A 26,164-nucleotide genomic window follows, 5' to 3' on the forward strand; every position below is an offset into this window, starting at 1 on the left:
ATGAACCGGCTTCCTGCCATCCATTGCGGCAGCTAATCTTCTGGGGATTTAAAAAGGATTCGAAAATGAAACATTTTTCGGCACTCGACGCGCGGCCGGAATGTCCCAACAAGTGGAGATGCGCGCCGTTGCTTGCTCTGCGCGAAGTGGCGTGAACCTTGCGAAGGGCAGGTACACACACAGTAACCCGAAAATAACACAAAGCTAACAGTTAGGAATTCGAATGTAAAGAGTGAAAGCTGTGTGGAAGGGAAGATTTTCGTCGAAGCGTTAATGCGGTGAAGACGGCCGAGGGCACGGGTACCGGGAGACAAGACGTGAACATGAAATGTCGCGTTGTAATCGCAGAGGATCACGATCTGCTGCGAAATGGTCTACGTTCGATGCTGTGTGCGCAAGCCGACTACGACGTCGTCGGCGAAGCGCGTGACGGCAAAGAGGCCTGCCAGCAGGCGATGACACTCGCCCCCCAACTGATCCTGATGGATCTGTCGATGCGGGGGATGAACGGCATCGACGCCAGCGCGACAATCAAACGGCGATCGCCGGGCATCCGGATCATCGCGCTCACGGTGCATCAAAACGAGGAGTACGTGCGGGAAGCGCTGCGTGCCGGCGTCGACGGTTACGTGCTGAAGGACGTCTCGTTCGAGGAACTGCTGGTCGCGATGCGCTCTGTCATGCAGGGCAAGAAGCATCTGAGTGCGGACGTCTACGGGTTTATGGTCGACTCGTTCGTCAGCGGCCGCGAAGCGCCCGCACCGAAGCATGCGTGGGACGTGCTGACGGCGCGCGAGCGCAGCGTGCTGAAACTGATCGCGGAAGGACGCACCAACCGTCAGGTCGGACAATATCTGAACCTGAGTCCCAAGACCATCGAGAAGTATCGCGCGAGCATGATGCACAAGCTCCATATCGCCAACCTGACCGAGCTGGTTCTCGTTGCGATGAGCATGGGTTTGCTGACGTCGCTCGCCGCCAAATGCGCTGAGCCGGATGTGGACGACGAGCATTTGCCGGAACGCGCCGATCCGGCGCCGGGCCCGGGGCCAGGCGGCGAAGAGCCCGAATGCAGGCTGGGCGAGACGGGAACCTGAATGCGGCGAGGGCGGCGCTAGCGCGTCCAGGTCGCGCAGACGAGGGTCCCGGTTGCGGCGGACGACTCGATCGAAAACGCGCCGCCGTGCATCTCTACACGGTGCTGCATGCCGATGAGTCCCAACCCTGTTGTATACGCTTCGTCCGTGGCGAATGGATGGTTCTCGTAGCCAATGCCGTTGTCCCGAATCGTCAACATCAGGCGGGCCGCATCGCTGCGCAGGCTGAGCGAGATTTCGGTCGCCGCGGCATGCTTGACGGCGTTATTCAGCGCCTCCTGAGCCACCCTGAACATGTCGGCTTTCAGATGCTCGGGCACGTCCTTATCCGCGACATCGCAGTCGAACACGACCGAAATCGCCCCCGTGCCGCGTTCGATGCGCCGGCACAGCGAACCCAATGCCGCGGGCAGCCCCAGTTTGTCGAGCATGAGCGGCCTTAGTTCACCGCATATCTGCCGCACGTCGCCAATCGTTTCGCGGATCCTGAATACGGTCGAATCCAGTAGCTGCACCGCATCGTCGACCTGACCGCGGCGTATGCGCATCAGCGCGTCCTCTGTCATCAGCTTGACGAGGGTGAGCGCCTGGCCGAGGCCGTCGTGCAACTCCGAAGCGAGCCGCTGGCGTTCTTTCTGCTGACCTATCATCAGATACGTCTGGCACAACCGCTCGCTTGCGTCGAGCAACTCCGAGTCGGCAGACCCGGGCTCGATGATCAGCGGTTCTTCGAAAAGCGTCAGCAAGACGCCCGAATTCATCGTCTTCGCGGGCACCCATTGCTGATGCAGTGCAAGCCGCGTTGGGTGACCGGTTCGGCCAGTGAGCAGGGCCTTGAACGAATGAAACTCGCGAGCCGCGCTGGCGGACAAGTCGTCTGTCAACGCCGCATGAGCGTCGTCGGGCGCAAGATCGACGAGACGCTTGCCGACGAGTTCGGCGCTCGAATAGCCGAGCAGTGCGGCCGCGCTGCGGTTTGCCGACACGAAGATTCCAGCGGGCGTGAGAATCGCAAGCGCTGCGCCGCGCGCATCGGTGACGACGCCGGCTTCGGGCTGACTGGCGCAGGCTGCACGACGAAGCTTGCGCATTGCTTCGATCAGATCGAGCAATCTTACCTGCGGTCCTCCAGGCTGAATCGCATCCATTGGAGCTCCCCCCGATGCGTCGATATAAGCAGATCGTAAGAATATCGGGATTTTAGGCCGTGATCGGTGCGGGCCGCAACGGGTAATGTGCGGGCTCGTAGTATGGGGACCCCCCCATTGCACGGTGCGGGTTTTCCATCAAGCGGGCATACCCTACCGTCGTTTGGGGTCCCTCCACCCATGACGCTCGTTGGCAAATTCATGACACTGGGCTCGCAAGGGAGTGAAAGCGCCGCGACCTGCGCATCGCGAGAAGCGACCTTTCTCCTCATTTCTGGAGACCGGTATGAACAGGACTGCAAAATTAAGGCTTGGGGTGCTGGCTGGCATGGCACTCGCGGCAACCGCGGCATGGAGCGCACCGGCCGATGACGCCGCCGCCGATCCTCACATGCATCATCACATGATGGCGGGTATGACGACGCGCACGACCGCGCAATACACGCTGCCTTCGGTGGACCTCGTGCGCGACGACGGCAAGACCGTTTCGCTCGTCGACGAGTTGAACGACGGCCGTCCGGTGATCGTCACGTTCATCTATACCACCTGCACGACGATCTGCCCGATGACCAGCCAGACGCTCGAGCAATTTCAGAACGATCTGGGCGACGATCGCAACAAGGTCCATATCGTCTCGATCTCGATCGACCCGGAACAGGACACGCCCGCACGCCTGAAGGCCTATGCGGCCAGGTTCGAAGCCGGCCCCGAGTGGCAGCACTATACCGGCACGGTCGAGGCGAGCATTGCGGCGCAGCGCGCGTTCAACGTCTATCGGGGCGACAAGATGAATCACACGCCGGTTGCCTTCCTGCGCGCCGCACCGGGCAAGCCCTGGCTGCGCATCGACGGCTTTGCCACGCCTTCTGAACTGCTCGCCGCCTATCACGATGTCGTCGCTTCCAACTAGGCCTGCAGTGTCCCGCAAGGAGCGACGAAATTGGAAAAAAGACATCGTGTGCTGATTGCCGAGGACCAGCATTTATTGCGCAGCGGACTTTGCCGCATGGTTTCCGAACTGGACGACTATTGCATCGTCGGCGAGGCGAGCGGCGGGCTCGAAGCCCATCGCCTCGCGAGAGAGACGCTGCCCGATCTGGTCCTGATGGATCTGACGATGCCCGGCGGCAGTGGCTTCGAAGCGATCACCGCGATCAAGCGCGAGTTCCCGCGCGTCCGGATCATCGTCCTCACCGTTCACTGGAGCGAAGACCACGTGCGCGAGGCGTTCGCCGCGGGCGCCGACGGCTACGTGGTCAAGGACGCGTCGTTCGATCAACTGGTGCGGGAAATGCGCTTCGTGTTGCAGGGCAAGCGGGTGGCCGGCGCCAACCGGATCAGCGGAGGGGCGCACGGATCGCAGGAGGACTTCGCCCACAAGGCGCAGCTCTGGAACGCGTTGACGGGCCGCGAACGCACGGTGCTGCGGCTCGTGGTAGAAGGGCACACCAACCGCCAGGTGGGCGAGTGCCTGAGCCTCAGCCCCAAGACCATCGAAAAGCATCGTGCGAACCTGATGCGCAAGCTCGGCATCCGGAACCTGAACGGTCTTGTGCGCATTGCGATCGACATGGGCGTGCTGTCGTTGCCCGACGACGAGCATGTGTGAAATCCCTCCAGACGCGATCGTGCAACTGGAGGGTCTTTACCCATGTCTTTGGACGGCACTCCCTACTACTTGCCCGTATCGACCTGAACAAGAATGCATTGAACGGCTTCAGCGGCGCTGAAGCGGTGAGTCGATACAGGGGGGGAGCCGTGCACAGCGAATCGACCTCTATCCAACACGGTGTGCCGATGCCCGAGTCAAAGGCGCCGCGGCGTTGCGCCGGTCGTGCGGCACCGGCGCGCACGTATGCGCGCCGCGGCTTCACGCTGCTCGAACTGCTCGTCGTGATGGTCATCATCGGCTTGCTCGCCGGTCTCGTTGCGCCCCGATATTTCGAACAGGTCGGCAAGTCGAACGTCAAGATCGCACGTGCGCAGATCGTGTCGCTCGGCCAGGCGCTGGATCAATACCGGCTCGACGTCGGCGCCTATCCGACGACCGAAGAAGGCCTGGAGGCGCTCGTGGAGAAGCCGCAGAATGCCACGCGCTGGAGCGGGCCGTATCTGCAGAAGGCGGTGCCCGTGGATCCGTGGGATCGCCCGTATCAGTATCGTTCGCCTGGCGACCATGGCGACTACGACCTGTTTTCGCTCGGCAAGAACGGACGCGGTGACGGCACGGGCGAGAACGTCACGATCTCGTCGTGGTAGGGGCGCGCGGCGCGGTCGTCGCGCCGCCGGTGGGTTGTCTGCAAGGAGGTTCGACGTGAAGTACGTGCTGCGTGTCTTCGATACGAATGGCTCGGTCCAGACGCTTCGCATCGACAGCGAAACGCCCGCGGCAGCCACGGCACTCGCGCGTTCCCGCGGTCTGCGCGTCGTCTCGGTGCGCGCCGAGGGCGGCCGGCGGCAACGTGCGAACCGGCTGGGGCTTCCCGGAGGCCGGTTCAACGTCGAACTCTTTGCGCGCGAGCTAGCGGCGCTGCTCGATGCGGGCGTGGGCGTCGTCGACGCGTTGCGCACGCTCGGCGGCAACGAGCGCCGCGAGACGTCGGCGCAAGTGTATCGCGACCTCTTGCGTCAGCTCGAAGAGGGGCACTCGCTGTCCGCGGCGCTCGAGCACGCAAGCCATATCTTCCCGCTGGTTCTGGTTGCGTGCGTGAAGGCGAGCGAGCAGACCGGCGGCCTCGCCGACAGCCTTACGCGTTATTCGCGCAACAGCGCGACGCTCCACGAGCTGCGTGCACGTGTGGTGTCCGCGGCGATCTATCCGACGGTCCTGCTGTTCGTCGGCGCGGCGGTCGTCCTCTTCCTGCTCGGTTTCGTGGTGCCGCGCTTCGCGAGCCTGCTCGAACACAGCGGGCGCGAGCTGCCGCTGCTGTCGCGCATGCTGATGGCCTGGGGCGGGTTGGTGCACGCGCACGGGTCCGGGCTGTCCGTGAGCGTCGCGGTGCTGGCCGTGGCGACCGGCTTCGCCTTGCGCCGCCCGTTCGTGCGCAACTGGATCGCCGATCGCATGCTGGCGCTGCCCGGTATCGGGCAACACTTTCGCGTGTTTCGTCAGTCGCAGTTCTATCGCACGACGGCCATGCTCGTGGATGGCGGCATTCCCGCCGTGAAGGCCTTCGACCTCGCACAGGGCCTGGTTGGACGAGCGGACCAGACGGCGCTCGCGGGCGCGCTGCACCAGGTGCGCAACGGTGCGAAAGTTTCGGACGCGTTTCAGGAGGCGGGGCTCGCCAACGCGATCGCGTACCGCCTGTTGACGGTCGCCGAGAAGACCGGCGGTCTCGGGCCCGTGCTCGACCGCATCGCGGCGTTCCAGGAGGCGCAGGTATCGCGCACGATCGATCTGATTTCGCGCTTGATCGAGCCCGCGATGATGATCTTCATCGGCGTGGTGATAGGCGGGATCGTGGTGCTGATGTACATGCCGATCTTCGAAATTGCGTCGAGCATTCAGTAAACCGAATTGGGGAAGCAAGTGGATACCGTCATCGCCCAGCCGGATGGCCCACAAGCCGAAGCGCGCGCCGATCTGCGCGACGCACTGAGAGCGCTCGGCGAGCGGCATGGTTCCGGCATTCGCGCGCTCGAGGAGCTGATGGCACAAACCGCGCTCAGCGCGGACGAACTGCGCGAGCAACTGGCCGCGCTGTTCCGCATGAAGTCGATCGGCATGCGTGAGCTGAATCAGCTCGAGCCGGATTTCGAAGTGATTTCGTTCGTCGAAGCGACGACTCGCCTCTGCGTGTGCTTCCACGATCGCGACACCACTCACGGGCTGCTGTTCGCGATTGCCGATCCGCTCGATGCGCGCACGCGCGGCTGGGTCGAGCATCGGATGCGCTCGCAGCCGGGCGTCCCGTATAGCTGGGCGCTCGCGAGCGCGGGAGACATCAATGCCTATCTGACCGTGCGCGAAAAGGACGTGCGCGCGATGGATTCTCTCGCGTTCGACGATCCGATCCAGAAGACGGTCGATCCGGCCTCACTGGCGTTGACGCTGCAGGGCATCAGCAGCGACGACAGTCCTGTGGTCAGGCTGCTCAACTCGACGATCTACGACGCGCTCAAGATGATGGCGAGCGACATTCACCTCGAATGCCGCGCCAACGGGCTCATGATCAAGTGCCGCGTGGATGGCGTGCTCGCCGTGGTCGGCCGTGCCGAGGGACGCGACGTCGCGGACCAGGTGCTCTCGCGCGTGAAGGTGATCTCCGAGCTCGATATCGCCGAGCGCCGTGTGCCGCAGGACGGCCGTTTCAAGGCGCAGTACGCGGGGCGTGAAATCGACTTCCGCGTCTCGATCATGCCGAATCAGTTCGGCGAGGATGCGGTGCTGCGGATTCTCGACCGCTATCAGCTTTCGCAATCGGCGGGCGGTCTGACGCTCGAGGCGCTCGGTTTTCAGGAGGCCGATACGCGCTTCATGCGCAAGCTCGCGTCGATGCCGTACGGCATGCTGCTCGTCACGGGTCCGACCGGCAGCGGCAAGACGACGACGCTCTACGCGATCCTCACGGAAATCAACAACGGCCTCGAGAAGATCGTGACGATCGAGGATCCGGTCGAATACCAGCTGGGCGAAATCCTGCAAATTCCGGTCAACGAGGCGAAAGGGCTCACGTTCGCCCGCGGGCTGCGCTCGATTCTTCGCCATGACCCGGACAAGATCATGGTCGGGGAAATCCGCGATCCGGAAACAGCGCAGATCGCCGTGCAGGCGGCACTGACCGGGCACCAGGTATTCACGACCGTCCACGCGAACAACGTGTTCGACGTGATCGGCCGTTTCACCAACATGGAGGTCGATCCCTACAGCTTCGTCTCCGCGCTCAATGGCGTGGTGGCGCAGCGCCTGTTGCGGCAATGCTGCCCGGACTGCGTGACCGAAGACAGGGTGGACACGGAAACGCTCATCCGCTCGGGCATCGACCCGGACGCTGCGGGCAGCTACCTCTTTCGCCGCGGCGCCGGCTGTGGCACATGCCGAGGCAGCGGCTATCGGGGACGGCGTGCGATCGCCGAGGCACTGCGCATGAACGACGAGTTGCGGCAACTGCTGTCGGAGCGGGCACCGCTCGGTCAAATCAAGGCTGCGGCGATGCGCTACGGCATGCAGACACTGCGCGTCGCCGCGATCGATCTGGTGAAGCGCGGCGAAACGACTCTCGAGGAGATCAATCGTGTCACGATGGTCGAATAGTCCGGTTGCGATCGGAGTCGGCACACGCGAGATCGTCGTCGGGGTACGCGCGCCCGGACTTCTGCGGCCGCGCAAGCACCTGCCGCCTGCGGAACCGGCCAGCTTCACGATTCCCGATGACCAGTACGGCACAGAGGCGGGTTTGCTCGACGCGCTGCGCGCTGCGCTCGCCGCCACGCCCGGCGCGGATGCCGCCGATGCGGATGGTCAGGCGCCCCGCGCAACGAAGGCACCGACGCGCAATGCACACGTGGTACTGGACGACTTCTGGGGCATCCACGCGATATTGCGCGGCGACTTTCGCACGCTGCGGGCGCGCGAGCTCGAAGAGGTCGCGCTGGCCCATTTCACCGACACCTATGGGGTCGACGGCGCCACGCTGCTGGTGCGCTTCTGCGTGCAGCAGGGCGGACGTGCGCTGTTTGCGAGCGCCATGTCGCGCGCGCTTCATGACGGCATTCATGAGGCCGGCGCGTCCGGACATCTGCGAATTGCGCGCCTGAAACTGGGCCTGCCTGAAATGCTCAATTGCATCGACGTTGCAGCGGGCGGCGACGCACTGCTGATGTTCGTTGCAGACGAACTGATGCAGGCCGTGATGATCGAGCGGCGCGGCTGGGCCGCCTACGATGCGCAGCGCCTGTTTCCCGGCGATGCGGACAATGCGTCACGGCTTGCCGAACTGGCCGAGCAACTGTTCGAACGCTCGGCGACGCGAGCGGGCCTCAAGCGAGAGGACTGCACGATCTATCTGTTCGGCAACGACACCGACCCGGCGCCGTTCGAAGCGCGTTTTGCGGCCGCGGTTCGGCCGGCACAGCCGGCGACGGACAACTCGCCCGCGCGCCGGCTCATGGAGTATGCGCAATGATCCAGGTCCTCGATATCGACTTCGGCAGACGGCGTGCGCGCACCGGGACGAGCGGCCTGATCCTGCTGTGTGTCGCCGTTCTGCTGCTGCTCGGATGCGGCGCGCGGCTTTGGCGTGCCTATGCCGAGAGCGATCGCGTGCAGGCGCAGCTCGACGCCGTGCGCCATCGAACGTTCGCGCAAAGGCACGCGGTGAAGCCGCCGCCTACGCTGGCTGCGAGGCTCGCGGAAAAGCAGAGCCTGTCGATACTGCGAGAACTGACCGTACCGTGGCAGGACCTCTTTTCGATCGTGGAAGATTATCCGGACCATGACGTCGCGCTGATCGGCATCGACCAGAACCCGGCGCAGAGCCAGATTCGTATCACCGCCGAAGCGAAGAATGTCGATGCGATGATTGCGTATCTGAAGTATCTGCAGACGAGCGTGTTGCTGCGCGAAGCGGTACTCAACGACCATCTGGTGGAGAACAACGTGCCGGGCAAGCCGGTTCGTTTCCAGATCACCGCCGTCTGGAGGAAGTCATGAATGCGGCTCCGTTGCGCGACCGGCTACTGACACTGCGATTCGAGCTGCGGCGTCTGTTCGGCCTGCCTGGATTGATCGGCATCCTGATGATTGGCGCGGCGGTACTCATGTGTGCCGAGATTGCCGGCGTGGAAGCCGATACGAATGAGATGCAGGCCCCGGCCCATGTCGTCGAGGCGGCCCAGACGCGTCATGCAATCGGCAAGCACGATGCGCAGGTCGATGCGGTCGCGCTCGAGGCGTTGCCCGAATTGTTTCCGCGCTTTTCGCAGAGTGCGGATGATATCGCGTCCATATTCGAACAGGCGCGCGGCAGCAAACTGACACTCGGGTCTGCCGAGTATCAGGTGAGCACGGATGCGGGCGCGCGCTTCACACGCTATCAGGTGATGCTGCCCGTCAAGGATCAGTACAGCGCAATCCGGCATTTTCTCGCGTTGGTGCTCAACAACGTGCCGAATGCAGCGCTGCGGGAAATCCATGTCGAACGTCCCGCGGTGGACGGCAATATTCTCGATGCGCGGGTGCGCTTCGAACTGATTTACCGGAGCCCCCAGCCATGAAACCCGCTCTGCCCATGCGTGTGCTGTTGGTGTTTTGCGCAATCGCGGCCGCCGGGGCAGGGTATCGCGTGCTGGTCGCGGCGCGCCAGATGCCGGCGCAGGTCGTTGCGCTCGACAGCCAGCGTCGCATCGATATGCATGCGAGGCTGGATGCCAGGCGTCATACGCATGCCACCGAGGCGGCCGCGAAGGCAGCGGCGACTGCGACTGCGTCTGCGGCGCAGGCGTCGGCGTCGGCGTCGTCGGCGGCCCATGCGAAGCTCGTCTCGTTGCGCGCGCCGCTTTCGCTCGAATCGGCCCACGATCCCTTCACGGCGTCATCGTGGCTTCCGCCGCCGCCCGTCGAAGTGCCGGCCGCGCCGGTGCGGCCCGCGCCGCCCACTGCGCCGCCCGTGCCTTTCGCCTACGTGGGGCAACTCGATGCCAAGGCGGCGAAGCCGCAAGTCTTTCTCAGCAACGCAGACCAGTTGCTGATCGTGTCGCCGGGCGACGTGATCGACAACCAGTACCGCGTCGAGTCCGTGTCGGAGTCGGACGTCGTGTTGACCTATCTGCCGCTGCACGAAAGACAGGTGGTCGCCATTCCACGAGAGGACAAGTAAATGAAAACCTCACGCACACGGGGTGCGGGCCGCGACTCAGGCAGCGGCCCAGCAAGACGCCTCTCGCCAGTCATCTGGCACCCTGTTCCTCGCCCGGACGCGATTCAGGTCGCGAGAAGACGCGCGCTTGCCATTGCGGTGTCCGTGCTCGCCTTTAGCGGCTGCATGCACGTGCCGAACGTGCATGACGATCCGACCGACGCCCAGGCGAAGGTCGACTATCTGAACCAGCGCAACGCCCAGGTCAACACGCTGCTCGACCAGGCCGATCAGTACCGCAAGAACTATCAGTACGACGAAGCGATCCGCAATCTCTTCCAGGCGTACGACATCGACCCGACCAATGAGCGTATCCGCAAGATCGGCCTGCAGATCGATCAGGACCGCAAGGACCTGGCCATCCTCCAGGAGGCCCAACGCATGATGAAGCGCGGCGCGTATGCGCAGGCGGCCGAGCGGGTGCACCGCGTGCTGGTGGAGAACCCGACCAACACCCTTGCGCAGCAGATGCAGACTGAACTCAACGCCAAACTCAGCCAGCAGCGTGCGGATCGCGATGACAAGCTTGCGGCTTCGTCGATCATGCAGAAGCCCGTGACGCTGCAGTTTCGCGACGCGAACGTGCGCATGGTGTTCGAAGCGTTGTCGCGCACCACGGGATTGAACGTGATCTTCGACCGTGACGTCCGCGCCGATCTGAAGACAACGATCTTCGTGACGAACGCGTCGGTGCAGGACACGGTCGACATGATTCTGATGCAGAACCAGCTCGACAAGAAGCAACTCAACGCGAACACGCTGTTCATTTATCCCGCCACGCCTGCCAAGCAGCTCGAATATCAGGAACTCAAGGTGCGCACGTTCCAGCTGTCGAACGTCGACGCCAAGCAGATCCAGCAGTTGCTCAAGAGCATTCTGAAGGTCAAGGAAGTCGTGATCGACGAGCGTGCGAATACGGTAACGGTTCGCGGCACACCCGACACGATCAAGGTGGCCGAGGAGATGATCGCCGCGCAGGATTTGCCGGACCCCGAGGTGATGATGGAGGTCGAGGTGCTGGAAGTGTCGCACGAGCGCCTCACCGATCTGGGTATCGACTGGCCCAACTCGTTCACGATGTCGACGCCGAGCACCGCGACGACATGGGGCCTGCTGCATCATCTGACGATCAATGAACTGAATGTCAGCAGCCTCTCGGCCACGGCGAACTTCAAGCTCACCGATACCGACGCGAATCTCCTCGCGAGTCCGCGTATCAGGACGCGCAACAACGAGAAGGCGCGCATTATGATCGGCGACAAGGTGCCGGTGATTTCGAGTTCCAGCACGCCGAGCACGAGCGGCCCGTCTTATACGCAAATGATTCAGTACCTCGATGTCGGCATCAAGCTCGAGGTGCAGCCACGGGTTTATCGCGACGGCGACGTCGGCATGCAGCTGAATCTCGAAGTCAGCAACATCACGAATACGATTTCGAGCAGCAATTCGAACGGCCTGAATTCGCTCGCCTATCAGATCGGCACGCGCAGCGCCTCGACGAGTCTGCGCTTGCGCGATGGCGAAACGCAGATTCTCGGCGGCCTCATTTCGGACGAAGACCGCAGGAACGCCAACAAGGTGCCCGGTCTTGGCCAGTTGCCGGTGCTGGGGAGGCTGTTCTCCAACCACCAGGGCGACCACGTCAAGACGGAGATCGTGTTGCAGATCACACCGCACATCGTCCGGCCGCAGCTTGCCGCCGATGCGGATACGCAGGAGTTGTGGTCGGGCACCGATGTCAACGTGCACGCCGATCAGCTCCGGCTGGACCCCGTCGTGGCGAACGCGGCAACCTCCATGGCGCCTGCGGTGAAGCCGATGCCGGGCATGGTCGGCGGCGGTACGGTTGGAGGCGCGTCGTCGCGAGGCGGCGCCGAGGCGTACCCCGCGCTGCCGTCGCCTTCGAACGGCGCGTTCGGGCAAATGGCCCCGCCGCCGCGCACGACGCCGCCCCCCGAACCGTACGGCGGACGCTTCTCGCGAACACCCACGCCGCAAGCGGCTCCCGCGCCGCAGTCCGGCCAGGGCGCGGCGCCGGCATCGGCCGAACCAACGGCCGCGGAGCAGGCGGGTGGCGAAGCTGCGGCCGCCGCGGCGCCACCGCCCGCAGCGCCTGCGCCCCCCGCACCGCCGCCGATGCTGACGATGCCGCCTGGGACGATGCCGAGCGATAACCCGCTTCGCCCCGTCGAGGGTGGGTACTGAGCCGTGGCTACCGGAACGGCAACGATGCGCCTGCGCGCCGCACGTCAGTTCGAGCAGCGTGGATTTACGCTGATCGAACTGGTCGTCACGCTCGCGCTCGTCGGCATTCTCGCGCTAGCAATCATGCCGTTTTCGGAGCTGATGGTGCAGCGTCAGAAGGAGCAGCAGCTAAGCGACGCATTGCGCGAGATCCGTACCGCGCTCGACGCCTACAAGGAGGCGAGCGATACCGGTCTCATCGACAAGGACGCCGAAGCATCCGGCTATCCGCCGACGTTGAGCGTGCTCGTGACGGGTGTGAAGAACGCCAGGGATCCGAAAGGCGGGCTGCTGATGTTCCTGCGTCACGTGCCGCGCGATCCTTTCTTTAGCGGCGACCCGGACACGCTTGCCGAGGATACATGGAGCGTGCGGTCTTATGGAGAGCCGCCGGATCAGGCAGCGGGCGGCGACCCGGGCATGAGCAGCGAACAGGCTGGCAAGGATGTGTTCGACGTGTCGTCGAAATCCGATCGCGTCGGCATTAACGGCGTCCCGTACAAACAATGGTGACGATGCATCATGAAACCCGCTCCCACTCGCAAGGCCCGTGGCTTCACGCTGATCGAACTCGTCGTCGTAATGGCCATCATCGGCCTGCTTCTGACAATTGCGGTGCCGCGCTACATGCACAGCATCGAACGCGGCAAGGAGCAGGTCAGGCAGCAGAACGTCGCGGTGATGCGCAACGCGATCGATCAGTACTACGGAGACAACGGCCAGTATCCCGAGACACTCGACGAACTGGTGGCGAAGCATTACTTGCGCGCCGTTCCTGTCGATCCGGTCAATGGCGACGAAAAATGGGCGGTAATCGCTTCGCCGGACGAAAACAAACCGGGCGTCTACGACGTGGCGCCGGCAAGTGCTCCTCAGGGAGCGCCACCGCGCGCAGAGGGGAGCGCAAAATGATCCGCGCGGCCTGCACGGCACGTGTCGCCTCGCGCGCGAGAGCGCGCGTGAGGCGACGCTCGCGGCCGCGTGCCGCGCGTGAGGGCGGGCTGGTGCTGCTGACGCTCCTGATCGCGCTGATGCTGATGTCGATTGCCTTGGCGGGGGCGCTCGACGTGTGGTCGCTGCAACGCCGCCGCGAGCAGGAGAAGCAGCTGCTGTTCGCCGGCAACCAGTACCGGCTCGCGATTCTGAGGTATTACCGCGTCGGCCGGGCTTATCCCGCATCGGTCGACGAACTGCTCGACGACCGACGATTTCCCAAGCCCTTGCATCATCTGCGCTTTGCCTATCCGGATCCGGTCACGGGCAAGAACGACTGGGTGCCCATGCTGCAGGGCGATCGCTTCTACGGGGTGTTCAGCCGCTCAGACGAGGCCACGGTCAAGCGCGCCGGATTTCCGCGGCAGTACGAGGATTTCGAGGGGGCGCAGACCTACGACGGGTGGAAGTTCCTGTTTCTGGCCCCGGGCCTGCGAACCACGCAGAGCAATGCCGGCGGCCTTGCCGCGCCCAGTAAATCGACCGGCTTTCCTGCGCTTTCTGGCTTCGATGGCGGCTTTCTGCCGGGGCAGCGGGTGCCCGGGTCAAGGTAAACCGATCTTGCTCGCCATCGTGTCGCGACGGCGCTCATCCCGATAACCGGGATCATGCCGAAGCGGTGTGCCCCTGGCGAAAACCAATGGCGACCGGCTAAAGCGAATCGATCCATGAAGCCACGGCGGCGTTCACGTCATCGGGGCGGTCCTGCATGATCCAGTGACCCGCATTGGACCATGCTTGCACTTTCGATTTTGGGTGCGAGAACCACGGCCGCATCCTGTCGGCCTGGACTGGGTCGATACACAGGTGATAGAAGGGGACCTGCAAGCCCGCGCAGAATCGCGCGCTCGCGTCTCCAATGCCTGTCTGATCGTCGCCGAAGAACAAAGGGGCGAAGGATTCCCGTATGACGTGCAGCGGCATGGCTTGCAGCCGGCTCGCGTGCCGACGCTTGTGAGCCGGATCGGTCGCGGGCCCGTAGACGTGCTCGAACAACGCGGCGACGACCGCGCGAGGATCGCCTGTGTTCAATTCACGCGCAGTTTTCTCGAAGACCTCAGCGGCCTCGCTTGAAAATCCGAGAGCCCCGTCGACGGAGACGACGGCGCTGACCAGATCGGGCCGGCGTGCCGCGAGACGGGCTGCGATCTGGCCGCCCATCGAATGTCCCACGACGATGAAGCTCTCGTTCGGGTAGCGCGTCGCAATCAGCGCCTCGATGTCGGCTACATAGTCCTTCGGCGAATACGCGCCGGACGGCGGGACCTCGGACGCGCCGTGTCCGCGCAGGTCGACGGCGACGACGTGATACCTGCTCGCGAAGACGGGTAATTGCGCACTCCAATCCTGCGAATCGCAGGTCCAGCCGTGCAAGAACATCACGTTCTTCCCAGTGCCGCGATCTGATACAGAAAGTCGTGCTATGGAGACGTCCGTTGGAGTGGCGAAATCGGCTACGTCGAGTAATGTTGAACTGCCTGGATCTGCTTCCATTCTGTATTCTCCGTGGTGATCGAGCGAAGCCATTCAGACTCAGGGCCCGAGGCAATTTGCGTGATACTCATGGTATACGTTGGAGATCTACGGTCAATTACGCACCATGAAGTGCGTAGATATACAGGAGGATATCTGCATGGCTTGCGAGGTTGACGCCGTATTCTTTGCGGACTGTGCCGCGCGTTCGTTTTTCGATCAGGTGGCCAACAAGTGGTCGGTGATGATTCTTACGCTGCTCACGGAGAAGCCGACACGGTTCAATGAAATCAAGCGGCGCCTGGAAGGCATCACACACAAGGCGCTCACGCAGGCCCTGAGGCGCCTCGAGCGCAATGGTCTGATTGCGCGCGAAGTGATCAATGCTTCGCCGGTGGCGGTCGAATATTCGATTACCGAATTGGGGCGCACGCTGCAAGTTCCGTTCGGCGCCGTATATGATTGGTCGATCAAGCATCTGGACGAAATCGAGCAGGCTCAGAATGCCTACGACAGAAGGGAAGGTCAGTGACGTCGATTCGGCAGGAGGTTCAGGAATCTGCAAAATGCGGTTCGCGGCTAACACATTCCACCAGAAACGCCATGACGGCCTTGACGGCCGGCGTGCGACGGAGGTCGGGATAGGTCACGAGCCAAAGCGGTGTTTCCGGCGGCGCTGCTTTTCCGCCGACCCTGACCAGTGCCGTGTCGCCATCGCCGATCATCGTCGGCAGGAGCGCGACGCCGACACCGCTTCGAGCCGCCGCCTGCTGGCCGATCACGTCGCCTGTTTCGAATACGATGGGCCGCCCGTCGAGATAGGCGCGCAGCCAGCGTTGATGACTCACATGGTCCAGTGATGCGTCATTGGCGATGAACTCCCATTGTGCCGCGGAGCGCGTGGCGTAATCATGGCTGGCATACAAGCCGAAGCGGATCGCCCCGATCCGCCGCGTGACCAGACTGGCCTCCCTGGGCTCGACCATCCGGATGGCAATGTCGGCGACACCGCGATCCAGTGGCGCGATGCAGGCGGCGCCTTCCATGACGATCTTCACCGTTGGGTTGGCTTCGCGGAACCCGCGTAAGTGCAGTGCGATGCAATGGCTGCCGAGAGTAGGCGGCACGCTGATGCGTATCGTCCCGGACAACGAGGCGGAAGCACGCAATGCATAGGCCTCGATCGCCAGCGCGCCTTCGGCCATCGGCGCGGCCAGTGCGGCGATGGCCTTGCCGTCCTCGGTCAGGCGAACGCTGCGAGGCAACCGATAAACGAGCTTCAACCCGAGTGCCGCTTCCAGCGACGCGACACGCCGGCCGATGGTCGCGTGTTCGACCGACAGCGCGCCTGCGGCACCGGAAAGCGTCCCCACGCGCGCGAGCACGACAAAATAGCGTAGATCCTGCCAGTCGAACATGGCGATTTCCCGACAGAGTGTGTGAGAAAAGAGGGAATTCTCTTCCGGATGGGACGAGTCTAATCTCGTTCGTCAAGGACGTCCGAAGGGGCGTTCATGGACTCAGGAGATTCGCTATGCATTACGAACTAACTACGCTGTCGTCCCACATTCTGAAGCTCCCCCAGGTGATCGCGAATGCGCAGACGTGGCTCGATCGTCCGGTTGCCATGGGGCGCAGGCTCGGGATCTGGACCTCGGAAAACGGCCGGCTCGGAAGCGTGCGCGTTCTGCGCGGCTTCGCCGATGCGGAAGAACTGGCGCGCGAACGCCACCGCGAGTTGCACCATCCCGATCCGTTCGGGGCCGCCAGCAGTGCCTGTACATTCGAGAGCGAGAGCTACGCCGGTTTTCCGTTTCTCCCGGCCGTTGAGCCGGGAGTCTTCGGCAAGTACTACGAGTTCCGCACCTATTGGCTCAAGCCAGGCGGACTGACGCCGACCATCGAGGCTTGGGAGGCGGCGATGCCCGAGCGCTCAAAACGGTCGCCGCTGACGCTCAACATGTACGCGCTCGATGGCGCGCCGCGCATCACGCATATCTGGCCCTGGAACAGCCTCGATGAGCGCATCGCGATTCGCGCAAAATCGTATGCCGACGGCATCTGGCCGCCGAAGGGCGGGCCGGAGCAATTTTACGAAGCCACTTCCACGATCTGGATTCCAACTGTCGACTCGCCGCTTCGTTGACTGCGTCCGGTAGCTTGCCGATCGCGTTCTGCCGCGTGTTCGATTGGCGAATCAGTTGCGCACGCAACGAAAACCCGCATAAACATACTGATAACGCGGCTGAAACCAGTTGCGGAACGTCGGCCGCAACATGCACTGGGCCGTGCGCGGCGAGCCGCCTTTCATTGTGTAGTGCTGACCGTCGAAGAAGTTTGCCGAATACCCTTCATAGAACGGGAACGCCTTGAAGCCCGGCAGCGGACCGAAGAGCGTGGAGGTCCATTCCCAGCCATTGCCGTACAGGCCTTCCACGCCCCACGTGCTGGCGCTGTCCGGCGTGGTGTCGACGGCCACCGGGTTCCAGTCGCGGAAATCGAAGTTGTCGCTGCGACCGGGCAGCGCGCCGTGCGCCGCGCGCTGCCACTGTGCCTCGCTCGGCAGCGCCATGCCGCGCCAGCGCGCAAAGGCGCTGGCTTCGGCGTGGCTCACATACACGGGCCAGGCAAGCGGCAATGCGATGTCTTCGAACATCGTGCGCAGCGTCCAGCCTTCGGCGCCGCGCGACCAGAACACGGGGTGCGCCACGCGTGCGCTTTCCTTCCAGGCCCAGTCTTTGTCGTTCCAGAGTTCGCGCGTGTCGTAGCCGCCGTCGTCGATGAATTCGAGAAATGCGCCGTTCGTCACCATGTAGCGGTCGATCTCGAAGGCCGGCACGTCGACCTGCTGCTCGCCGAACTCGTTGTCCCAGCCGAACAGGCCGCGCTCGGCGGTCATGCCGAGTTCGGTGCGGCCCGCGGGCACCTGCACTGTTCCGGCCTTGACCGTACGGAGCGGGTCGGTGCGCGCGCCCGTAGCGGCGGGCGCCCGCTTTTGCTCGAACGGCAGCTGGTGGAGCATGTAGGCGAGCGTTTCGACGTGCATGAGTCGATGTTCGATTGCGACGTTCAGCAACTGGCCTGGCGTGTCGTGATTCGAGGCATCGGGCGGCAGGTCGAGCGTCGAGAGCTGCGCGTCGATGCGGTTGCGTGCATCGCGTCCGTAGGCCAGGACTTCGGCGAGGTCGGGCCAATCGGCGCGCACGTCGGTCGGCAGGCCGCCATCGACAGGATCGATGCCGAACGCGAACAGCTGGTCGAGGCGCGCATCGACGGAGGGCAGGTCGAACAGGCGCTTGTCGAAGAGGTTACGGTCAAATGCTTCCAGATGGCCGACATAGAAGACGATACGGTGCCGCTCCCGAATGGGCCGCTCGTATAGAAACTCGGGCTTGACGACGTTGAAGAGCGCGTCGCTGGCGCTGCGCGCCGCTTCGAGACGGGCTGCGAGCGTGGGGGATTGCGGGAGATGCATTTCGGCGATTCTCCTTGCGTGGGCGTAGTACGAAACTTTAACCCTGCGCAGGAGTTGTGCCAACGGCGTTGCCGCGCCAACGAGGGGCGGCGCGGGCGCCCCGGGCTGGCCAGCCGCCCGGGGTTTGCCGCGAATTACAGATGCCGCAGACCTTCGATATCGATGATACGGATCAGCTTGCCCTGTGCGTCGATCAGGCCGCGCTTTTGAAATCTCGACAGGGTGCGGCTCACGGTTTCGAGCGTCATGCCGAGATAGCTTCCCATGTCCTCGCGGGTCATGCGCAGGTTGAACTCCGCATGCGAATAGCCGCGCTGGCCGTTGCGTTCGGAAACGTCCAGCAGGAACGCGGCGACGCGTTCGTCGGCGGAGAGCGAGCCGAGCACCATCATTTGCGACGATTCGCGAATGAGCTGCTCGCTCATGAGGCGGTGCAGCCGGTCTTGCATGGCGCCGGTTTCGCGGCACAAATGCTTGAGGGCCGAGTAGGGGATGAGGCAGACCGAGCTGTCTTCGAGCGCCACGGCGCTGCAGGTGTGGAAGCCGGTGCTGATGCCGTCGAGGCCGAGCGGGTCGCCGGCCAGACGCAGGCCGGTGACCTGCTCGCGGCCGTCGCGGTGTGCCATGACCGTTTTGAGCGAGCCGGAGCGCGCGACATAGAGGGTGTCGAATGCGTCGCCGGCGCGATACAGGGCTTCGCCGCGCCGCACGCTGCGCGCGGAGCAGATCAAGGCTTCGAGCTTTGGCAGGTCGTCGAGCGTGAGGCCCTGGGGCATGCACAGGTGCCGCATGGCGCAAACCGAACAGCGCGTTGACGTGCGCGGCGCCGTTAGCGGCGCGCGATTGCTGCGGCGCACGGTGGTTTGAGAAGCGACGGTATGGTTCATCGTGGACAATGCTCCTTTGATTTCTGTCCAGGCATTGTCTACCGGGGTCGAATCTCAGATTAGTGGCAAAGCGACGCGCATTTAAGATGAATCGTTTTGAGGCTTGTCAGAAGCCGCTCGCGCGGCGTCTGACGGCGCGCAAGCGACTTTTCGATAACACGCAAAACCGCGTGCGCTCGACGCGACTACTCGCCGGCATTTCCGGCGGCCGAGGGGATGAGCAGGACAGGCAGCGTGGATTGCCGCACGCAGCGTTCGGCAACGCTGCCGAGGATGAGGCGCTGGAAGCCCCGGCGGCCGTGCGTGCCCATCACGATCAGGTCGGCGCCCGCGGTCTTCGCGGCGCTGAGCACGAGCGTCGGCACGTCGTCGAGCGAGGACGCTTCGCCCGTGACCATGGCGCCTTGCACGCCAAGCTCGCCCATCGCCTTGTCCATTTCTTCCGCGAGTTCGTTGCCCTGCGCAATCATCTGGTTGCGCAGGATCGACGGGTCGTAGCCGGGCGCGTCGAAATACATCGGCGTGTTCTCGATCACGTAGTAGGGCTGCAGGGTCGCGCCCATCGCCTTCGCCAGGTCGAGCGCGGCTTCGAAGGCGCGGCGCGACGTGGCGCTGCCGTCGACGGCGACAAGGATGCGTTTGTACATAAGACCTCCTCTTTGAGTGGGATCGAGAATCGCGCGGCCTCGGGCGAAGCTGCGAGGAGGCGGGCGCGGCGTGTTGTGTCGTAACTGGCGAGAAGCTTAATGGATCGCAAGTAAAAACGCAGTCGGACTGTATGAAATGTGGAAGGTACTGGAAGGAAGATCAAGTGCCTTGCGTCGGAATACCGCAGCGCCGCCAGGTTTTCGTTTGCTATGCCGTTATGTTGCACGCGCACCGGCATCCCGCTATTGTTGCCTCTTTTTCGCTCCGCGCAGTCTCTTCCCCTCCCGTGAAACCTTCCTCCGCTAACCTGCCGTTTCGCGACGCGCTGCTGGCCATGCTCGGCATCGGCCTCGTCAACATGCTCGTCGCACTCGATCAAACCGTCGTCAGCACCGCTTTGCCCTCGATCGTCGCCGAACTGCACGGTTTCGAGTTCTACGCGTGGATCGCGAGCGCCTACCTGCTGGCCTCGGTCGTGACGGTGCCCGTGTTCGGCCGGCTCGGCGACTACTTTGGCCGCAAGCGCTTCGTGATCGCCGCGGTGATCGTATTTACGGTGGCCTCCGTGCTGTGCGGGCTCGCGACCGACATGCGTTTTCTGGCGGCGGCGCGTGCGCTGCAGGGCGTTGGAGGCGGGATGATGGTGGGCACGGCGTTCGCCTCGATTCCCGATCTCTTTCCCGACCCGCGCGCCCGGGTACGCTGGCAGGTCGTGATGGCGGCCGCCTACGGCATCGGCACGGCAGCGGGGCCTTCACTGGGCGGCTGGCTCAGCGAGCACTTTGGCTGGCGCTCGACCTTTCTCGTCAATCTGCCGGTCGGCGCGCTGGCGCTCTATTTCATCTGGGCGCATCTGCCGCGCTATCAGCCGGCGCGTACCGGCGAGGTGCGCATCGACTGGACGGGCGCCGCGCTCGTCGCGCTGGTGCTGGGCGGTTTCCAGACCCTGATCGAGGCGGTGCCCAAAAGCGGCCTGACGCCCGGCAACGGCGCGCTCGCGCTGGCGGTCCTCGCCGGCGCGGCGGCGCTGCTGACCTGCGAGCGCCGCGCGACGCACCCGATCATCCCGCTCGACCTGTTTCGCGACCCGCAGCTCGTCACCCTGTTTACGCTCTCGACGCTTTCGGGCTTCGTGATGTTCTCGCTGATCTTTTTCGCGCCGCTCCTGCTACAGGGCGGCTTCGGGCTGTCGCCCCAGGAGGCGGGCCTGCTCGCCACGCCGATCGCCGCCTGTATCGCGCTAGGCAGCCTGATCAACACGCGCATCGTGATCCGGCTGCGCAAGCCCACGACCATTCTCACGGCCGGCTTCAGCCTGCTGGTCGCGGCTTCCGCCGGTCTTGCCTTCGCGTCCCGCCACACGGCGCACCTCTGGCTCGAACTGGCGATGTCGGCGGTGGGCATCGGGCTCGGCTTCATCCTGAACAACCTGAATATCTTCGGCCAGGAGATCGCCGGGCGGGAGCGTTTCGGCATCACGACTGCCTTGTTGCAATCCACGCGCATGGTGGGCGGCATGCTCGGCACCAGCGTCGTCGCGACCATCGTCAACCATCGCTACGCGGCCGGGGTGGGGGACGCGCTGGCGGTGATCGGCGCGCCGCTGCAGCAGCGCTGGCAACCCCAGCTCGCCGATCCGCGCGTGCTGATCGACCCGTCGCTGCGCGAGGGTCTCGTCGCGCAGATGAAGGCGGCGGGGCTCGACGGCGCGGCGCTGATCGATGCGGTGCGCCACGTACTGGTAGATGCGATCCATCTGGGGATCGGCCTGACAGGCTGCGCGGCGCTCGCGGCGGCCCTGTGCGTGGGTCGGATTTCCCACATCCGCTTCAGCCGCAGCGCGTCGGCGGCGCAGAAAAGCGCGGAGGCGCGTGCCGACGAGGTCAAGGCCGATTAGGGCGCGCAGCGTTCGGGTGTAGGCCGTCGGCGCAGGTTTCGGTAATATTTGTCTGACAAAAACAACAATATGCCTGGCTGAGCGAGAAAGGCCGCGGCGCCCAGCCAGCGCGTATTTGTCCCTGCGCGGCGTCGCCCTCAGGCGGCGTGGGCCATTGCCCCGAATAGCGCGTGGTGCGTTTGCTCGCTCATCGCGATTTCGAGCGCGACGGCGTTCTCCACGCCGATGCGCATCGGCGCGCCAAGCCGCGTCAGCTCGATGCCCGTGCGGCGCAGCAGGCGCTCCATCGGCGTCGTGGTCACCGTCACATAGCTGTTGATGCCCGCCCGGTCGGCGAACGAGACGACCGCGCGCATTGCGCTCATGGTCACGTCGGCGAAGCCGAACGCCTGGTCGTTGCCGGATTCGATGGCGAAGCGGCTCAGTTCCCAGATGTTGCGCGACGTAGGCGCAGCTTTGCCCTGCAGCAGTTGCGGGAACGTGTCGCGCAGCATGTTGGGGCCTTCGGTGGGCATCAGGCGCCAGCAGCCGCGCACGTGGCCCGCGCCGTCCTGGATCAGCATGTAATGAGGCCCGAGCGCGTCGTAGCCGTCGATTTCCATCCCCGCGATGGTGGGAATGTCCCAGCCGAGGCGGTCGCGGAACACGCGCGCGCGCAGCCGGTACATCTCGTTGATGTCCTCGTTGTCGAAGTCCTGTCTCAGTCCGATCCGTATCGCAGCTTGCATGACAACTCTCCCGATTTGTGTGGAGGCGCGGCAGTACGGTTCGAAAGCTATGCGTTATGAATATAAAAAAACACCTATCTAGATAGGTAGGTGCGCAGATAGGGCCTCTTAAGGAGAATCACTTCCGCGGCAGTCACTCATCAGGCATATCTGACAGCGAGAGTCATCATGGAACTTATGGGCAATCAATGGCACTCGGGTGCGAATACCATGTCGTCCCCGGGGGATCTGTCCTCGGTCGTCGACCGCGTCCTGATCATTGCGTATCGGAAGAAGAAGAAAGAGAGCCAGCGCCGCTTCTGGGCGCGCTTCGGCGTGACGCAGTCGCGCGGCAGCCGGTTCGAGTCGGGCGCGGAGATTCCGCCGCCGGTGTCGATCCTGCTCGGGCTGTATTTCAACAAGACGATTTCGGACGGCGACCTTGGCCGTGCCGAGCGCGTGCTGCGCGGCGAAGCACCGATGGTGCTTAGCCCGGGTCAATAAGACCCATCTGGGTTGCAATCACGGCTGCCGCTCGCCGTGAGTTCACGCCGAACTTCCCGCGAATGTTCTTCATGTGGAAGTTCACGACGGCCTCAGAGCAATTCAGGATGTGAGAAATTTCCCAAGTGGACTTGCCTAGTGCAGTCCACTTGAGGCATTCCTTTTCCCGTGGCGTGAGCTTGGGAATCAGCGACTGGACATGGTCGTTCAGATGCCGCTGGCTCGTGTCCAGCACGAGGTCGCGCAGCAGGACGAGATTCGGCAAGGCGCGGTTCACGTCGTCCCAGAATTTGTCCGTGGGATTCGCGTCGTTGACGAAGCAGAGCATGCCGATTTCCTGGCGCGGGCCATGGATCGGCAGGGTGATGCCTGCGCGCAGCCCGTACGAGCGGGCCTCCTCGTACATCGATTGTTGCTGTTCGGTCGCGAACAGCTCCGGCGACCAGATGAGCGGCGCCGAGCGCGTGGTGCAGTGCGACACGGTCGGGTCGAAGTAGGCCATCCCGTGGTCGTTGTACGTCTGCCGCCAGGCGGCCGAGTAGTTCGTGCGGATGAACGCATCCTCGAGCCTCATGCCCGGGCGCGGCAAGATAGCCAGCATGAGCTGGCTGAATCCCCACGAGCTGGCGAGCTTCGCCACCGCGTCGAACCACGCTGCCTCTTCGGGCGCGTCGAGTACGGGCGACATCTGCTCAATAAAATGTAGAGGCACGTTCAACACTCTCCATCAGCGCTGGGCGAGATCGCGGGGCAAGCCCTCAGACACTCGCTCCTCGCTTCTTATGATGTAAGAATTTATCACTAAATTCCTATCCGATCCCACCTCGTCTGCAATCCTCCCGCTTTGCCGGGGTCATTTCTGTCAGAGTTCGGTGACATCGGAGAGAATTCTGCGTCTCCTGAACAAGCGCGGGCCTGCACGAAAAACGTGCATTGCGGAGCCGAAATAAAGCCGGACGCCATTTCGAAGGCAAAAGCGCGCAGCGCGCCGGGATAATGCCGGCGATTTATCGGCTTTCATTATTTTTCAGGCTTTTCATTGCGAGTTTTAACTGCACTCGACTGGATACTGTCTGTATCCGCCATTGCTGCGATTTCGCCTGGATAATCGCAAACGATTCGCCGCATGGTGAGCGGCGAACCGTTGTTCAGGGCTTGCGCTGCAACTCGATCACGCGGGTCGGCCGCAGGTGGTTCAGCGCGAAGTGCAGCCGCCCAGGGCTGCGGCGCACGCCCTCTTCGCGCGCGGCGTTGCGCTGCCACTCGGCGTCTTCGGGCTCTTCGGGTGCGCTCATGCCGAGGTCGACGACCTCGTAGCCGGACTCCAGCGCGATAGGCAGCCGGTGCACGCCCTTGCGGCTGTCGAAACCCGCCAGCCCGTCATCCGCTTCGGCCACGCTGTTGACGAGCGTCGCATTGCTGGTCGTCACTTCGTCGGGGCCGATGCAGCCTTCGCCCGCCAGGCGTGCCGCCTCGCGGTTCTTGCCGTCCGTGTCGACCGAACTGTCGTGTGTGCGGTCGTTATGGAGTTCGGCGCTGCGCGGCCGCGACGGCGACGCGCTCACATCTCCCGCATTCGGTTTCTGCATGTCGTCGGGACGATTCATGATGCTTCCTCCTTGGAAGATCTGGGTGCCTGCGTTCAGCAGGCCATTCCGCAAGCGCCGTTCCGCTGCAGCGCCGCGCCCTTGAATCGGGGTGAAAAGCAAGCCGGTTCGCCAGGAGAACGCCTCCAGCGATGTTGCATTTTTTTCGTTGGTTTGGGCTTTTTCCCAGGAGTATGATCCTCTTTCAACGAGTTGGCGCGCTTTCGATTAATGGGCCGGGCGAGGGCCCATGCTGTGGCTTTGCCGCACGATCCTGAATGCACGCGCCAAATAAAATGGACGAGGCAGTCAGGGGCGGGTGACACACATGCACTTCGACGCTGCATTTACGCATCGTGGCTATTTGCTGAATTGCGCACCGGCGCGTGCCGGTGACGGCACGTATCAGCCGTATGTGGTGATTTCGCGCTCGAGCGACGGCGAACTCGTTGCCAACCGATTTTTCCCTGCCGAATTGCGCTTTTCCGATGAAGGGGCCGCCATCGCTCATGCGCGCGACTGGGCCGTGCGCTGGATCGACGCGAGCACGGTCACGCTGTGAAGGCGCGCGCCTCGCGTGCGTGGATCGGCGCCGAGGGCGCTTCGGCGAACTCCGGCAAAACGCGGTAATCTCTGGGGTCGATACACTCACTCCTGCGCAGACTCTGCGTCTGCTGCCGCATCACCATGTCCAAAGCTGCTTCCCCCGACTGGGGTCTCGAACAGATCGTCGCCGATCTGCGTGCGTCGCGTGAAGAGCGGCACCGCACGCGCCATCCGCTCGGCATCCGCGAACTGCCGTCACGCGATGCGGTCGTCAACATCGTGGCGGGCCTGCGCGCCGCGCTCTTTCCCACGCATTACGGCGCGCCCGATCTGACCGACGAGAGCATCGATTACTACGTCGGCCATACACTCGACAGCACGTTGCGGCTGCTTGCCGAGCAGATTCGCCGCGCGCTGCGCTTCCTGCCGGAAAGCTCGCAGGCGAGCGACGACGAACTGCGAGCGCGTGCATTCGACGTGGCGCGCGAGTTCGGCCGGCAACTGCCCGATATTCGCGCGCTGCTCGTGAGCGACATTCAGGCGGCGTTCACGGGCGACCCGGCCGCGCAGCACATCACCGAGATCCTGCTGTGCTATCCGGGCGTGTGGGCCATGACGCATCATCGGCTCGCGCATGCACTGCACCGCCTCGGCGTGCCGCTGCTCGCGCGCTTCATCAACGAGATCGCGCATTCGGCAACGGGCATCGACATTCACCCGGGCGCACAGATCGGTTCGAGCTTCTTCATTGACCACGGCACGGGCGTCGTCATCGGCGAGACGGCGATCATCGGCGAGCGCGTGCGCGTGTATCAGGCCGTGACGCTCGGTGCGAAGAGTTTCGCGGCCGACCTCGACGGTACGCTCGTGAAGGGCAATGCGCGCCATCCGATCGTCGAGGACGACGTGGTGATCTACGCCGGCGCGACGATTCTCGGCCGCGTGACGATCGGGCGCGGCTCGGTAATTGGCGGGAACGTGTGGCTCACGCATAGCGTGCCGCCGGGCAGCAGCGTGCGCCAGGGCAAGATTCGCGAGATCGAGCGAGGCGACGAAGGTCCGCTCAAGTAAGGAGGGGAACGGGACACGCGGTCCCGTTC

At 63.7% G+C, this 26,164-nt stretch carries 29 protein-coding genes; 20 read left to right on the forward strand and 9 right to left on the reverse strand.

What is annotated here, in order from left to right; genetic code table 11:
- The first annotated feature begins 317 nt into the window (after window positions 1-317).
- On the forward strand, window positions 318-1,097 hold the full coding sequence (locus AB3X99_RS30510; RefSeq protein ID WP_083245472.1) for a response regulator transcription factor: 780 nt from the start codon (window positions 318-320) through the stop codon (window positions 1,095-1,097).
- A gap of 17 nt (window positions 1,098-1,114) precedes the next feature.
- On the opposite strand, the gene AB3X99_RS30515 is transcribed toward AB3X99_RS30510, so the two are convergent.
- The gene (locus AB3X99_RS30515) at window positions 1,115-2,245 is read right to left on the reverse strand and encodes an ATP-binding protein (protein WP_368619029.1); all 1,131 of its coding nucleotides are present in this window, start codon (window positions 2,243-2,245) and stop codon (window positions 1,115-1,117) included.
- Window positions 2,246-2,573: 328 nt separating this feature from the next.
- Here AB3X99_RS30515 and AB3X99_RS30520 point away from each other — a divergent pair, with 328 nt between their 5' ends.
- From AB3X99_RS30520 to AB3X99_RS30580, 13 genes are all read left to right on the forward strand, one after another.
- On the forward strand, window positions 2,574-3,155 hold the full coding sequence (locus tag AB3X99_RS30520) for an SCO family protein (RefSeq protein ID WP_368619094.1): 582 nt from the start codon (window positions 2,574-2,576) through the stop codon (window positions 3,153-3,155).
- Window positions 3,156-3,185: 30 nt separating this feature from the next.
- A complete protein-coding gene (locus AB3X99_RS30525; protein WP_342946286.1) occupies window positions 3,186-3,854 on the forward strand; it encodes a response regulator transcription factor in 669 nt (222 codons plus the stop codon).
- Window positions 3,855-4,042: 188 nt separating this feature from the next.
- Window positions 4,043-4,504, forward strand: a complete 462-nt coding sequence (gene gspG, locus AB3X99_RS30530) for a type II secretion system major pseudopilin GspG (protein WP_069267147.1) — start codon at window positions 4,043-4,045, stop codon at window positions 4,502-4,504.
- A gap of 55 nt (window positions 4,505-4,559) precedes the next feature.
- Window positions 4,560-5,759, forward strand: a complete 1,200-nt coding sequence (locus AB3X99_RS30535; RefSeq protein ID WP_069267146.1) for a type II secretion system F family protein — start codon at window positions 4,560-4,562, stop codon at window positions 5,757-5,759.
- 18 nt (window positions 5,760-5,777) lie between these two features.
- Window positions 5,778-7,502 carry a GspE/PulE family protein gene (locus AB3X99_RS30540; RefSeq protein WP_368619030.1) on the forward strand — a complete coding sequence of 575 codons (1,725 nt, stop codon included), beginning with the start codon at window positions 5,778-5,780 and terminating at the stop codon, window positions 7,500-7,502.
- On the forward strand, window positions 7,483-8,373 hold the full coding sequence (locus AB3X99_RS30545; protein ID WP_342946284.1) for a hypothetical protein: 891 nt from the start codon (window positions 7,483-7,485) through the stop codon (window positions 8,371-8,373). Before AB3X99_RS30540 ends, AB3X99_RS30545 begins: the two co-directional genes overlap by 20 nt.
- Window positions 8,370-8,900, forward strand: coding sequence for a hypothetical protein (locus tag AB3X99_RS30550; protein WP_069267143.1), 531 nt, complete (start codon window positions 8,370-8,372; stop codon window positions 8,898-8,900). Before AB3X99_RS30545 ends, AB3X99_RS30550 begins: the two co-directional genes overlap by 4 nt.
- Complete coding sequence (locus AB3X99_RS30555) at window positions 8,897-9,463, forward strand: hypothetical protein (protein ID WP_368619031.1); 567 nt, start codon at window positions 8,897-8,899, stop codon at window positions 9,461-9,463. The genes AB3X99_RS30550 and AB3X99_RS30555 overlap by 4 nt, the downstream gene beginning before the upstream one ends.
- Window positions 9,460-10,065 (forward strand): hypothetical protein, encoded by a 606-nt coding sequence (locus tag AB3X99_RS30560; RefSeq protein WP_342946282.1) that lies wholly within the window; start codon window positions 9,460-9,462, stop codon window positions 10,063-10,065. The genes AB3X99_RS30555 and AB3X99_RS30560 overlap by 4 nt, the downstream gene beginning before the upstream one ends.
- Window positions 10,066-12,309 carry a secretin N-terminal domain-containing protein gene (locus AB3X99_RS30565; RefSeq protein ID WP_368619032.1) on the forward strand — a complete coding sequence of 748 codons (2,244 nt, stop codon included), beginning with the start codon at window positions 10,066-10,068 and terminating at the stop codon, window positions 12,307-12,309.
- 24 nt (window positions 12,310-12,333) lie between these two features.
- Window positions 12,334-12,861: a type II secretion system protein gene (locus AB3X99_RS30570; protein ID WP_069267139.1), complete on the forward strand. Its 528-nt coding sequence runs from the start codon at window positions 12,334-12,336 to the stop codon at window positions 12,859-12,861.
- Between the two features lie 9 nt (window positions 12,862-12,870).
- Complete coding sequence (locus tag AB3X99_RS30575) at window positions 12,871-13,260, forward strand: type IV pilin protein (protein WP_368619033.1); 390 nt, start codon at window positions 12,871-12,873, stop codon at window positions 13,258-13,260.
- A 119-nt stretch (window positions 13,261-13,379) separates the two neighbouring features.
- Window positions 13,380-13,895, forward strand: a complete 516-nt coding sequence (locus AB3X99_RS30580; protein ID WP_368619095.1) for a type II secretion system protein — start codon at window positions 13,380-13,382, stop codon at window positions 13,893-13,895.
- A gap of 97 nt (window positions 13,896-13,992) precedes the next feature.
- Here AB3X99_RS30580 and AB3X99_RS30585 read toward each other — a convergent pair whose 3' ends face one another.
- Complete coding sequence (locus tag AB3X99_RS30585; RefSeq protein WP_342946280.1) at window positions 13,993-14,835, reverse strand: alpha/beta hydrolase; 843 nt, start codon at window positions 14,833-14,835, stop codon at window positions 13,993-13,995.
- Between the two features lie 79 nt (window positions 14,836-14,914).
- On the opposite strand from AB3X99_RS30585, the gene AB3X99_RS30590 reads away from it, so the two are divergent.
- Entirely contained in the window at window positions 14,915-15,346 is a 432-nt protein-coding gene (locus AB3X99_RS30590) for a winged helix-turn-helix transcriptional regulator (RefSeq protein WP_368619034.1), read from the forward strand.
- 19 nt (window positions 15,347-15,365) lie between these two features.
- Here the strand turns inward: AB3X99_RS30590 and AB3X99_RS30595 are convergent, their stop codons facing one another.
- Entirely contained in the window at window positions 15,366-16,232 is an 867-nt protein-coding gene (locus AB3X99_RS30595; protein WP_368619035.1) for a LysR family transcriptional regulator, read from the reverse strand.
- 116 nt (window positions 16,233-16,348) lie between these two features.
- Here AB3X99_RS30595 and AB3X99_RS30600 point away from each other — a divergent pair, with 116 nt between their 5' ends.
- A complete protein-coding gene (locus AB3X99_RS30600; protein ID WP_342946277.1) occupies window positions 16,349-16,960 on the forward strand; it encodes an NIPSNAP family protein in 612 nt (203 codons plus the stop codon).
- Between the two features lie 51 nt (window positions 16,961-17,011).
- On the opposite strand, the gene AB3X99_RS30605 is transcribed toward AB3X99_RS30600, so the two are convergent.
- The 3 genes from AB3X99_RS30605 to AB3X99_RS30615 form a co-directional block, all read right to left on the reverse strand.
- Window positions 17,012-18,289 (reverse strand): SUMF1/EgtB/PvdO family nonheme iron enzyme, encoded by a 1,278-nt coding sequence (locus AB3X99_RS30605; protein WP_368619036.1) that lies wholly within the window; start codon window positions 18,287-18,289, stop codon window positions 17,012-17,014.
- Between the two features lie 134 nt (window positions 18,290-18,423).
- Window positions 18,424-19,176 (reverse strand): helix-turn-helix domain-containing protein, encoded by a 753-nt coding sequence (locus AB3X99_RS30610; protein ID WP_083245469.1) that lies wholly within the window; start codon window positions 19,174-19,176, stop codon window positions 18,424-18,426.
- Window positions 19,177-19,361: 185 nt separating this feature from the next.
- Window positions 19,362-19,823, reverse strand: a complete 462-nt coding sequence (locus AB3X99_RS30615; RefSeq protein WP_069267133.1) for a universal stress protein — start codon at window positions 19,821-19,823, stop codon at window positions 19,362-19,364.
- A gap of 335 nt (window positions 19,824-20,158) precedes the next feature.
- Between AB3X99_RS30615 and AB3X99_RS30620 the strand changes: the two genes are divergently transcribed.
- Window positions 20,159-21,721, forward strand: coding sequence for an MFS transporter (locus AB3X99_RS30620; RefSeq protein WP_368619096.1), 1,563 nt, complete (start codon window positions 20,159-20,161; stop codon window positions 21,719-21,721).
- A gap of 137 nt (window positions 21,722-21,858) precedes the next feature.
- Here the strand turns inward: AB3X99_RS30620 and AB3X99_RS30625 are convergent, their stop codons facing one another.
- On the reverse strand, window positions 21,859-22,449 hold the full coding sequence (locus AB3X99_RS30625) for an acyl-homoserine-lactone synthase (RefSeq protein WP_069267131.1): 591 nt from the start codon (window positions 22,447-22,449) through the stop codon (window positions 21,859-21,861).
- Between the two features lie 210 nt (window positions 22,450-22,659).
- Here AB3X99_RS30625 and AB3X99_RS30630 point away from each other — a divergent pair, with 210 nt between their 5' ends.
- A complete protein-coding gene (locus AB3X99_RS30630) occupies window positions 22,660-22,932 on the forward strand; it encodes a helix-turn-helix transcriptional regulator (RefSeq protein WP_233885339.1) in 273 nt (90 codons plus the stop codon).
- Here the strand turns inward: AB3X99_RS30630 and AB3X99_RS30635 are convergent.
- Window positions 22,916-23,620, reverse strand: a complete 705-nt coding sequence (locus tag AB3X99_RS30635; RefSeq protein ID WP_028206371.1) for a LuxR family transcriptional regulator — start codon at window positions 23,618-23,620, stop codon at window positions 22,916-22,918. The two genes, AB3X99_RS30630 and AB3X99_RS30635, sit on opposite strands and share 17 nt — an antisense overlap.
- A gap of 460 nt (window positions 23,621-24,080) precedes the next feature.
- Complete coding sequence (locus AB3X99_RS30640) at window positions 24,081-24,521, reverse strand: DUF3005 domain-containing protein (protein ID WP_069267182.1); 441 nt, start codon at window positions 24,519-24,521, stop codon at window positions 24,081-24,083.
- Window positions 24,522-24,846: 325 nt separating this feature from the next.
- Here AB3X99_RS30640 and AB3X99_RS30645 point away from each other — a divergent pair, with 325 nt between their 5' ends.
- Window positions 24,847-25,080: a hypothetical protein gene (locus AB3X99_RS30645; RefSeq protein ID WP_069267130.1), complete on the forward strand. Its 234-nt coding sequence runs from the start codon at window positions 24,847-24,849 to the stop codon at window positions 25,078-25,080.
- Between the two features lie 125 nt (window positions 25,081-25,205).
- Window positions 25,206-26,135: a serine O-acetyltransferase EpsC gene (gene epsC / locus AB3X99_RS30650; protein WP_254355650.1), complete on the forward strand. Its 930-nt coding sequence runs from the start codon at window positions 25,206-25,208 to the stop codon at window positions 26,133-26,135.
- Window positions 26,136-26,164 lie beyond the last annotated feature (29 nt).

It is taken from the genome of Paraburkholderia sp. BR10882, assembly GCF_040948855.1.
GTDB classification, from domain to species: Bacteria; Pseudomonadota; Gammaproteobacteria; order Burkholderiales; family Burkholderiaceae; genus Paraburkholderia; species Paraburkholderia nodosa_A.

Bases quoted from the DNA above. Each gene is read 5' to 3' on its own strand.
- AB3X99_RS30520 (WP_368619094.1), top strand. From the start codon at position 2,574: ATGGCACTCGCGGCAACCGCGGCATGGAGCGCACCGGCCGATGACGCC.
- epsC (WP_254355650.1), top strand. From the start codon at position 25,206: ATGTCCAAAGCTGCTTCCCCCGACTGGGGTCTCGAACAGATCGTCGCC.
- AB3X99_RS30600 (WP_342946277.1), top strand. From the start codon at position 16,349: ATGCATTACGAACTAACTACGCTGTCGTCCCACATTCTGAAGCTCCCC.
- AB3X99_RS30575 (WP_368619033.1), top strand. From the start codon at position 12,871: ATGAAACCCGCTCCCACTCGCAAGGCCCGTGGCTTCACGCTGATCGAA.
- AB3X99_RS30635 (WP_028206371.1), bottom strand. From the start codon at position 23,620: ATGTCGCCCGTACTCGACGCGCCCGAAGAGGCAGCGTGGTTCGACGCG.
- AB3X99_RS30610 (WP_083245469.1), bottom strand. From the start codon at position 19,176: ATGAACCATACCGTCGCTTCTCAAACCACCGTGCGCCGCAGCAATCGC.
- AB3X99_RS30605 (WP_368619036.1), bottom strand. From the start codon at position 18,289: ATGCATCTCCCGCAATCCCCCACGCTCGCAGCCCGTCTCGAAGCGGCG.
- gspG (WP_069267147.1), top strand. From the start codon at position 4,043: ATGCCCGAGTCAAAGGCGCCGCGGCGTTGCGCCGGTCGTGCGGCACCG.
- AB3X99_RS30570 (WP_069267139.1), top strand. From the start codon at position 12,334: ATGCGCCTGCGCGCCGCACGTCAGTTCGAGCAGCGTGGATTTACGCTG.
- AB3X99_RS30640 (WP_069267182.1), bottom strand. From the start codon at position 24,521: ATGCAGAAACCGAATGCGGGAGATGTGAGCGCGTCGCCGTCGCGGCCG.
- AB3X99_RS30555 (WP_368619031.1), top strand. From the start codon at position 8,897: ATGAATGCGGCTCCGTTGCGCGACCGGCTACTGACACTGCGATTCGAG.
- AB3X99_RS30630 (WP_233885339.1), top strand. From the start codon at position 22,660: ATGTCGTCCCCGGGGGATCTGTCCTCGGTCGTCGACCGCGTCCTGATC.
- AB3X99_RS30645 (WP_069267130.1), top strand. From the start codon at position 24,847: ATGCACTTCGACGCTGCATTTACGCATCGTGGCTATTTGCTGAATTGC.
- AB3X99_RS30560 (WP_342946282.1), top strand. From the start codon at position 9,460: ATGAAACCCGCTCTGCCCATGCGTGTGCTGTTGGTGTTTTGCGCAATC.
- AB3X99_RS30625 (WP_069267131.1), bottom strand. From the start codon at position 22,449: ATGCAAGCTGCGATACGGATCGGACTGAGACAGGACTTCGACAACGAG.
- AB3X99_RS30615 (WP_069267133.1), bottom strand. From the start codon at position 19,823: ATGTACAAACGCATCCTTGTCGCCGTCGACGGCAGCGCCACGTCGCGC.
- AB3X99_RS30515 (WP_368619029.1), bottom strand. From the start codon at position 2,245: ATGGATGCGATTCAGCCTGGAGGACCGCAGGTAAGATTGCTCGATCTG.
- AB3X99_RS30585 (WP_342946280.1), bottom strand. From the start codon at position 14,835: ATGGAAGCAGATCCAGGCAGTTCAACATTACTCGACGTAGCCGATTTC.
- AB3X99_RS30550 (WP_069267143.1), top strand. From the start codon at position 8,370: ATGATCCAGGTCCTCGATATCGACTTCGGCAGACGGCGTGCGCGCACC.
- AB3X99_RS30595 (WP_368619035.1), bottom strand. From the start codon at position 16,232: ATGTTCGACTGGCAGGATCTACGCTATTTTGTCGTGCTCGCGCGCGTG.
- AB3X99_RS30580 (WP_368619095.1), top strand. From the start codon at position 13,380: ATGCTGATGTCGATTGCCTTGGCGGGGGCGCTCGACGTGTGGTCGCTG.
- AB3X99_RS30565 (WP_368619032.1), top strand. From the start codon at position 10,066: ATGAAAACCTCACGCACACGGGGTGCGGGCCGCGACTCAGGCAGCGGC.
- AB3X99_RS30620 (WP_368619096.1), top strand. From the start codon at position 20,159: ATGCTCGGCATCGGCCTCGTCAACATGCTCGTCGCACTCGATCAAACC.